10 protein-coding genes are annotated in these 9316 nt (G+C 52.7%); all 10 read right to left on the reverse strand.

The window, feature by feature from the left end:
* Position 1: 1 nt before the first annotated feature.
* Positions 2-1636 (reverse strand): PilN family type IVB pilus formation outer membrane protein, encoded by a 1635-nt coding sequence (locus J1782_RS07255; protein ID WP_254302962.1) that lies wholly within the window; start codon positions 1634-1636, stop codon positions 2-4.
* Positions 1637-1706: 70 nt separating this feature from the next.
* On the reverse strand, positions 1707-2144 hold the full coding sequence (gene pilM / locus J1782_RS07260; RefSeq protein ID WP_217152768.1) for a type IV pilus biogenesis protein PilM: 438 nt from the start codon (positions 2142-2144) through the stop codon (positions 1707-1709).
* Positions 2144-3178: a TcpQ domain-containing protein gene (locus J1782_RS07265; protein ID WP_217152769.1), complete on the reverse strand. Its 1035-nt coding sequence runs from the start codon at positions 3176-3178 to the stop codon at positions 2144-2146. The genes pilM and J1782_RS07265 overlap by 1 nt, the downstream gene beginning before the upstream one ends.
* 262 nt (positions 3179-3440) lie before the next feature.
* Positions 3441-4031 (reverse strand): hypothetical protein, encoded by a 591-nt coding sequence (locus tag J1782_RS07270; RefSeq protein ID WP_217152770.1) that lies wholly within the window; start codon positions 4029-4031, stop codon positions 3441-3443.
* A 1024-nt stretch (positions 4032-5055) separates the two neighbouring features.
* Positions 5056-5268, reverse strand: coding sequence for a TraY domain-containing protein (locus tag J1782_RS07275; protein WP_217152771.1), 213 nt, complete (start codon positions 5266-5268; stop codon positions 5056-5058).
* Positions 5269-5479: 211 nt separating this feature from the next.
* On the reverse strand, positions 5480-5746 hold the full coding sequence (locus J1782_RS07280) for a TraJ protein (protein ID WP_217152772.1): 267 nt from the start codon (positions 5744-5746) through the stop codon (positions 5480-5482).
* A gap of 391 nt (positions 5747-6137) precedes the next feature.
* Entirely contained in the window at positions 6138-8111 is a 1974-nt protein-coding gene (gene traI, locus J1782_RS07285; RefSeq protein ID WP_217152773.1) for a TraI/MobA(P) family conjugative relaxase, read from the reverse strand.
* A 3-nt stretch (positions 8112-8114) separates the two neighbouring features.
* Positions 8115-8732 (reverse strand): relaxase/mobilization nuclease domain-containing protein, encoded by a 618-nt coding sequence (locus J1782_RS07290; RefSeq protein ID WP_217152774.1) that lies wholly within the window; start codon positions 8730-8732, stop codon positions 8115-8117.
* Positions 8729-9076 carry a plasmid mobilization protein MobA gene (gene mobA / locus J1782_RS07295; protein WP_217152775.1) on the reverse strand — a complete coding sequence of 116 codons (348 nt, stop codon included), beginning with the start codon at positions 9074-9076 and terminating at the stop codon, positions 8729-8731. Before mobA ends, J1782_RS07290 begins: the two co-directional genes overlap by 4 nt.
* Before the next feature lie 53 nt (positions 9077-9129).
* The coding region (locus J1782_RS07300; protein WP_217152776.1) for a hypothetical protein at positions 9130-9316 on the reverse strand (187 nt) is incomplete at its 5' end.

Raw genomic sequence — 9316 nt, forward strand, 5'->3', positions numbered from 1 at the left:
TTTACCCCATGAGTACCGGTGTAATAAGGATGACCAGCTCGTTGCGGTCATCATCGCTACGCGCCCCGCCGCCCAGACCAAAGAAGCGGTAGCTGCCAACACCCTGATGATTGGCGGTGTTATTCATCTGCTGATAACCGCTCAATACCAGGGTTTGCCCGGACTGCATAATCACGCGCTGGGTAAACGTCTTGAGTCGCGTTTTCATCAGCTGTGATTTGGACGTGCCGCTGAGGTAGTCCGTGAAGGTGGGGTCATCCGACATACTGATGGAGAAGTTCAGCTGCATCTTCGATGAATTGGGTATCAGGAACGGCAGAGCCGTCATGTTAAAACCGGTCGTCACCGTTGAGCTGGATATGGACGTGCTCGACCCCACGTTGGCGGTCTGACTGGTACTGACGTTAGGCACATAATCCTGCTGCAGGGCCACCTGAATCGGGGCTGCCGACATATTGGTGGTCAGCGCCGTGGCTTCGGTCACCGCGCTGACGTTGGCCTGCTCATCCAGTGCGCGCAGGAATGCCGCCGTCCCTTTGCCCTGCCCGTCAAGAATGGTGGCCCCGCCGCTCAGCGCGTCTGAAGCGACACCGGTGAACGGACTGACCAGCGTACTGGCCACGCTGCCCGTCGTGAGCACCGCGTTATAATCGATGCCCAGTTGATGCTGGTTACGTCTTTCAACGCTGAAGACCTGCACGAAAATCTTCACCTGGCGGTTCAGTTCGCGGTTGCGGTCATCAAGATAGCGCCCAATCTGGTCAAGCACCCGCGGCGTGTCAGTCACAGTCAGCACGCCGGAAGAAAGGTTAGAACGCCCGCTCCCCGGCGTCAGCATTGACTTCACCGTCTCGCTGATGTCTTTATACAGGTTAGTTTTTATGCCTGACGTTGTACTTTGCGAGGTGTTAGCATCGCCGCTGATACCACTGCTGTTGCCTCCGGCGCTGCCGGAGGATGAGGTCGTGCCGCTGACGGTTTTGGAGTCAAAACCGGTAAGGCTGTCCATGAACATGACCGGGTAATTACGGGTATCAAGATAAAATATCGCGACATGCCCGTACTCAAATCGCCATGACAGCCCAAGACGGGTGGTTTCGTTATCCAGCAGCCCGCCCGCTTCTCCGTTCCATGACACACCGAGTAACATCGCACCGCCCGGCGCAGCAGCAGGAGGTCGCGATCCCCCCGTCAGCCCCAGGGTTCCCAGCGGCATCATGCCGTTGGCATCCGGTGCCGGCAGCGGGCCACTCATTTTCTCCGTGGCCCCGCCCGTCGCCCCACCGTTCAGCATCGCCAGCGCATCCGGGGTTACCACGACCGGAATATGGCAGGTGTCACTGATAAACGAACTTATATACGCCAGTGACACCGCGCCCGGGCGGTTGATCGAGACCGCACACGGCGGCAGTGACGACGTTTGTCCCGGAGCGTCATTAAGGGGCACCGGGTTTATCCACTGGGAAGGCAGGTCGCGCACCACCTGTCCGCTTTTGAGTGCCTGCAGATGGGCGTCCGCCAGCGCGCCGTCCTGCTCGGCGCGTTTGGCGGTGGCGTCCACCCCATCAAGGGTACTGCAACTGGTCAGCGACAGGCATAGCAATGCCAGCGCCGACAGGCGTGTCATGATTTTCATAAGGAAATATTCCTGGGAAGAAAGAGGACACGCAGTCACCGGCATGAGGTACGGGTGACTGCGCGTGAGATCAGTTGAGATACACCAGGCTGTTATCCGGGATAATTTCCGGCACCGTCACCTGCATGTCGTTACCCAGACTGTCGGTCAGATGCCGTTGCGACACCCTGCCCACCAGCGCTGACGCGCGCGTCTGTGTCAGCAATGCCGCCATCAGACCGGGCTGATCGGCCTGCCAGACAAAGGTTCGCCCGGCAGAAATGACATTATTCAGCCCGGCGGGTGGCGTCCATGACAGGTCAGCGGCGCTCACCCCCGTGTTATCCACGTCGGGGTGGACATACCGCCAGTCGTTAATACGGTTCATATAGCGCACGCTCTGGGCGGCCAGAAGAGTTAAAGACTGTTGCTGGTTTTGTACGATATTTTGCACATCCTCGCTATCCTGCGAACGGCCGGTCAGAAAAAGCCCAGACAACATCGCCAGGATCCAGTAAATGACGATCATCAGTGCACCTCCTTATCGTCCACAGAAATCACACACTGTTCGTGCCGCACCCCCGCATACAGTGGCACTTTAGCAGTGCCATACAGCGTGAAGAGTTTATTCAGCATGTCGCGGAAAGAGCCGTCAAAATTCAGCGGTGCATCGACGCGGTAATTCACCGGCGTGACCCAGGCAACTGTCCAATGGGGGATCCCCGGTGTGGTGCAGGCTTCGGCGGAAGACCAGGCAAACAAGGTATCTTTGAGGGTATTACCCGCGTCGATATGCCAGTGACGCACAGGCAAGACAGGAACCAACGCGGCCGGTTTCTGCACGTGCGGCACCGGCGGGCGTGCAGGAACAACCGTTGTAATCGGGGTTTTCCTGACATTGCCGGACAAAAGAAGCGGTTGTTTCGGAACTGTTAATGGTGTTATTGACGAGCCAGGCACAGAATGCACGGGTTTCTCGGACATGGATGTCGCCGGGTGCCCGGCGGGAACCGCCACGTTTGCTTCAAAGACTTCCGCGGTCCGGGTTTTTATCCCAACGGAGGCAATCAGTGCGCTACCGCTGAGCACCTTTTTCATGACGTATGGCCACTGGTCATTTCCCTCCCAGTGATAGAACTGAGGCGCGTCCGGTTTTACCGACGGTGCATAGTTCACCTGCCAGCCTTCAGGCACAATTTTACGCAGCGCACTGCGCAACGTTGGTGCGACGCCGGCTTTGGCCAGCGACGTGACTGACGACGATGAGCCGCCGCTGAAGAAAGACCGCGCTGGCGGAGAAACGCCCGCTGTTTTGAGCGCATAGTTTTCTGCAGGCCGCGTCACAGGCAGTGACGGGGAACGCTGCGCCGCCGGGGACACCGGCCGCTGGGCGCTCTGCCCGCTCTGATGCAGCCGGTATTGCATTGCGCTGATATCCTGCGTGCTGCGGGTGATGAGATTGTCCACCACGCCGTCGGCGGCAGGTTCTTTCGGCGCTGAAGGGACGGCACAGCCGGCCAGAAGCAGGACAGGAAACAGGCCTGCCCTTTCGATAAATGACATAGAGGTGACTCCGGAACGGCTGAGAAATAGCGTGTGAACGGAAGGGAAGCCAGAAGTCTTGCTGTACCACACTCTCGCAGTGGCCCTCGCTCATGCCCTTGAGTTTACGCCGCGACATGCCGCTGATAACCGGTGCCCGTTTGGCCTTCGGGCTGCTTGACCGGAACTGTTTTTGATATAAGAACCTTGACCCGCCGTTACCCAGGCTCGCCTCTTCCGCGACTCAGGGCATCATCATGACTGCTGCATCTTGGGTTGCTGGTCACTTCACCTGAATAATCCACACAATCGCGTCCCCTTCAAAGGGCTGTACATTTAACAGAGTCGCGCCCCGCGGAAATAACCATCTGCCGCTGTTGCTGACCATTGACGACCCATCAACAACTTTGAGCGAGAAGTTCAACAGAGGAGCCCACGTCGGGGTGACCGGGGAGAAGGCGGACCAGTTAAACAGCCCTTCAAACCCCTTCTCTTTCCCCTCCCTCTCGCTGCTGATTTGCAACGGCAGAGGTTGTCCGGGAAGGGTGGTCCCTGACCACTGCAGTACCGGCGTCAGTTGTCCGTGCAAGGACAAGGCATCAGCCAGCGCTTCTGGTTTCGCATGAAGAAACACAGGCGTTCCGGCTTGTTCAGGTGTTATCCCTCTCTGTCCCAGCATGTTGAAAATGCTGGCCACGCTTGCATTTATCGGCGTCTTAAAGCGGTAGGCACTGACGCGGAAATCAATACAATCATCGCAGCTTTTGGCGCGGGATATAGGTTGCGAGGCGGGAGCAGGTTGAAGCATTGACGCGCAGGCGTTAGCCCCCGCCAGCAGCATAACGCTGGCAGCGAGCAGTTTTGGGATTTGCATAGGAAACCTCAAGAATTGATATAACAGGGGAAGAAAATATTATGAAGCCGGCCCGCAATGATAGCGGTCGGGAGGCGTACAGGCAGAACTGAACGTTCGCTTTGTTGCCTGTTTTTCGAACCAGAACTTCACCGGCACGCCGGTTTTGCTGACGAGTCCAAACCGCAGAGCGGTGCGAAAATTGCTGCTGTTGCGATGCGCCCTGTCAACTTGTTGTGATAACAGGGCCCGGAACTCATCGAGAGAGACCTCCCCTTTTGATGTACTGCATTCCGTACAAACCGGAACCAGACCTCCGGGAACGCACTCCGTATCAATACATTCTGCATGCCACCCCTGAGCCGGCAGAACGTCGCCGCAAAAGGCGCAACACCCGTCAAATTTCATGCGTAATTCGTTTCGTTTTCTTTTTGTAAGTTTCACGTCACACCCCAAACGCTTTCAAAAAAACCCATAAACATGAAAGAGGCCCTGCATCAGCAGACCCGGGCTGACCCACTCCCGAAGAAGTGGGCCCGCACAGATTACTCATTGTCATCTTTGCGTTATGTGGTGTATTGAGACAGGGAAACCCGTTCGCGCCTTCAGCATTTGAAGGGCTAACCATCACCAGATACTGGTTGCCCGACGGATCGCCCCGGGGCCTGTAGTGGTTACGTCAAACTAATAAGTAGGGATATAAGACAATACCCACAATTCCGACTTTGCACTGTCCCGGTCAGCGGTGTGGGCGAAGTTAAGAAAACATGGATAGTCTCGCTCCTCACGCTGCCCCGTCTTTGTTGACCTTGTGGATCTGACGGGTTCCCCTGATGTATGACAGGCCATGACATAGCCTCCGGACGTCTTCCGCACATCAGCACTGCATGCCGGCAAGAGAGGACCTTGAGATCAGGGTTAAACGGGCACGTTGTTAAAGAGCCGGCACCCGAAAAAAGACAAGGGGATGCCCTGCGCACCCGCGAGAGTGTGCAAAATTAAAATAACCAGAATCCGGCATAATCAATGCCAGCAAGAGTAAATATTAGCTTTTTTGCGTATCACTGCCTTCAGCAGGGAATCGGCGTCCGAAGGCCGCAAAGTCTGTATATAACTTTAAATGGTCTTCCAGACGTACATATGCCTCACGGGTTTTACTTCGACCGGAACGACCGGACGCAGCAGTTAATAATGCAATCAACTCAGGGGTAAGCTGAAGAAGGACGACCTTTGGTTTGTCCTTGTTATTGGCAGGCATGCGTATTCCCGTAATGTTTGGTAAATTTAAATTTTACAATGTAAACATTAGATAGGAATATTCTTACCCTTGTAAACCCTGTTAACCTAACAGGGTTTCATTAACCATCTGATTAGCCTGAAATTATAAGAAAAAAAACCTGCTTTTATTTTTGCAGGTTTTTCAGGTGAATTTATTTAAGCAAAATTAATGTTAATTATTAAAATTAATTTCATTTAAAAATGTATAAAGCGATATGCATCAGCACTCTATTCGTCACTGTTATTCTGAGATGTTTCATTGAGCCTACACCTAATTTCTTTTGGGCTGAACTCATGGACTCCATAACAGTGTTAGGGGCTATATCTCGTAGCTCAGCTAGTTCTGCTACTGAAAGGTGCCCAAAAACCAACATACATGTATGAACTGCTTGTAATTCAGTCAGTTCAGGAAAAAACTTGTGTAACGGTGAAAATTGACTAGGATCCACGGCAGCCATGGCAGCCTCTCGGTTAGGTTGTTGTGGTTAGCTGATTGTGCAGGCCTTCACCCCTGTGCAATCAGCGACTTAGATATCTTCCCCTTATTTTTATCGTCTAAATACCCCTTATATTAGTGATATATATTTCAAAACTGTTTCTTGCAGAAGTTACTTCGAGAAAAGTGAAATTTAAGATTGTTAATGCCAATGAAAAGAAACAACTATTGATAGTCTGTTTCACCGTTAGTGCAGGAAAAAGCTTGCACATTTTAGTGTATGCAATAGGATCCACGGCAGCCATGGCAGCCTCCCTGTTAGGTTGTTGTGGTTAGCTGATTGTGCAGGCCTTCAACCCTGTGCAATCAGCGACTTAGGTGTATCTCTTCGAACTACTCGTTATCTTCCCCCCTTATGGCCTCGGTAAGTCTTTAAACGCGGGTTTTGGCGCATCTTCCTGACGCTGATTGTCATAACGCTGCTCCTCCACCCTGTCGCGTTGAGCGGGGGCATTATTTTGCCGGTAATGGTTTTCTGTTGCGATAACGCTTGCCTGCTGTTGACTGTCGGTCACTTTGAACCGGTGTCCGTCGTCACTGTTAAGATTCCGGACAACGCCTGAATAGAGAATACGGTTAACCGCAGTCGGTTCTCCCCGAACAACGGCATGCTCACCACTTCTCCAGGCCGTGAGGGCAGCAGCCAGGTCGTTGTTAAAGCGATCTGACTTATCATCCGGCGCAGCATATACCTCGACACGGTCGCCAAAGTCGGTAACTGCCGGCTTCCCGTCGCGCAGGTAGTTCACCGTGCCGTCGCGTAACAGCCGGCTCTCATGTTGGTTTGAGCGGAACAAAGGCGCATCGTCAGCCACACCATAAATAACCACCGCGTTTGGCTGATGACCTGCATTGACGTGTTGACGTGATTTACGTTTTTCTCGATACGCCCAGCCGCGCATCTGGCTGAGAGCGGCCACGTCACCCTGCAGGGCTTCGCGCTCAACCCAGCCTTTCCAGCTCAGCGGCCGATTGGCCCCTGACGCTGACAAAGCCTGCCGTTCGTCGCGCAGCTGCAGCCGCAGCTCTGCCCTCGCTTTCATTTTGTCAAACTCCGCCACCCGGTACATCAGCTTGCGTAAAATCGGGTCGCGCACCGTCTCGCGCAGGCGCGCTTTTACGACCTTACAGTGCAAGGTTATTTCTTCAAACCGGGCACGGCTGCGCAGGTCTGGCTTCTCCCATCCCGCCCGGTATGCTTCAAATCTTGCACGTAAAACCTCCCGCGCAACTGCCCTTTCCTCGCGACGTTCGCGCCGTGCTTCCTGGTCGCGCACGTGCAGCTGCGGCATATAATGGTTGTACATCCCGAGCATGCCGTCTTCCGGGCGGTCAGGATTAAACACCGGCGGCGCTTCCTGAAAACCACCGCAGCGGCGCGTCATTTCCGGAAAACTTATCGCCGGATGAACGTCTGACGCCTTCACGCTGACGCCTTCAGGGTGCAGCAAATCAAATACCGCCAGCCCGCCGTTTTGTTCACGTAAACCCAGACCTTGGGTGTAGAGCAAATTGTGGAGTTGTGGCCAGTCGAGACGCCCTTCTGTTTGCGCTTTTTCTATCGCCAAATGGGATTCTCGAACGGCATAACCGTGAAGGCTTTCCCGGTCAGAAAAAATTTCGCGCGCGCGGGCACCTCTCGGGGCAGCTACAGAATCCCGTGGGGTACGCACAAGCTCTTCGCTGTCATTCAGATGCCAGCTGCCATTGTCCACCGCATAGCTGAATTTGCGCTCCATTTCCCGACAAGATTGCTGCAGATGGTCATAGTCTTTCCACAAACTGACTGATTTAAATGTCACTGGGTTGACTCGGTTGACAGCCACGTGAACGTGGACGTTATCCGTATCACGGTGAACAGCGGCAACGTACTGGTGACCTTCCATGTTCAGCTTTTTCAAACTTTCCTGAACACAGGTGAATATATCGTTATCTAAAGGCTTATCCTCTTCCCGCCAGGAAAGAATGTAATGATAAACCGGGTCAGGGCAACGCCGGCTTTGTATCGCAACAGCCTTCATTTCCATAGCGGCAGTATCAAGAGAAAAGCAGTTGGTTTCACACACCACTTCGCCGCAAATAACGCGCTGTCGCCCGTCAGTGAAACTGTCGGTAACGATGCCAGATTCATCGAATAATGCGTCATCAGAAAGTGAATTCAGCGCCGCATCAATTTCAACAGATAAGGATGAGTCACGCGATCCATCAGTGGGACCATGAGCACCGTTAATGATGTTTTTTTCAGAATCACGGACACACAAATAAGTAATGAGCTTGTGAAAACTCGTACCGCCATCATTGCGTTTTTGTGGTGTGATTGCGTTCATCAGTTATCCTTTCTTTCTCGGGCGCACAATTTCATCATGTTCAATCACCCATGAACCTTTTTCATGCTTCCAGCCGTGGAGAAGTTCTGCTTCGCGGCAAGCATGCTGAAGGGTGTCAACGTTGCGCCACATGCTCGCCGCTTTTCCGCCTGATTCAGGTATACGACTGACGAGGATATTGCACCAGGTATGCGCATCATTGCGTCGAACAACAGCAGCATACGGCATAGCTGACAGGCCAAGGGCCTCGCGGCACAGGCGAACACTCGCAAATGCTGCATCATCAGAAACAACGTCCTCAACGCCCCATGAAAGAGTGAAACATACGGCAGGGGAAAGGCAGCGAGTATTTTGACTGGCCTGGACTGACATCTCAGCCAAAGCAGTAAAAATATCAAAGCAAGTAGTCTCAAACGTACCGCCCTCATAGCGAGGACGAAGTGACCATTGTTCACCATCAATATGACATTGCTTGTGGATCCAATTTGCCATTGCTTTGGCAGAAAACATCATCGATTTAGGCACGCCTGGCATAACACCGGAAACAGCAAAAAGGTGATGAGTAAGTAACACGAAGTGTTTATCAAAACGCATTGGTTTATATACGTTAACGATCATCATTCACCCTTACTTTTCTCGCCTACCTGCGTTGTTTCAATCTGAATATTTTTCAGCGTTTGTCTAATTCCAATCAGAGTGTCTGAAAACTCCTTACTCAGTTCCGATGTCATCTCTGACCTCATCAGGACGTAGAGATGTTTCAGTAAACCACCTTGCTGAAGCAGTGTGGTGATCATCTTGGAATCAGTCCGGGTCACGATCCGGCGAGCCAGTGATGCACGGCGCATAAACTCAGAAATAGTCATCTCTGCTGCATCTGCCTTTTCACGAATAAGATTGGCCTCTTCGGTAGTACAACGGATCCGCAGCGACTCATTCATTTTCCGACTTTCACTTTTCGACATAGCGCCCTCTGACGGGGTTTTAGGGTCTCGGGGCAACGCCCTGAGTCGGTTAGTTATCCCACTGCATGCGTGCATGCGGTGGGATAACTACTATCCGGTCCACGATAATACTCTGGTGATTTTGATTTTTCCACTGTATAGATTGTAAATTCATGCGTCGAAGAAAATATAAAAATAGTTGGTGAATTTATTTTCTGATTAAATGAAAACCTCTCAACAACACAGGATAAAAATTTCATG

Source organism: Rahnella sp. BCC 1045, from assembly GCF_019049615.1.
Classification (GTDB): Bacteria; Pseudomonadota; Gammaproteobacteria; order Enterobacterales; family Enterobacteriaceae; genus Rahnella; species Rahnella contaminans.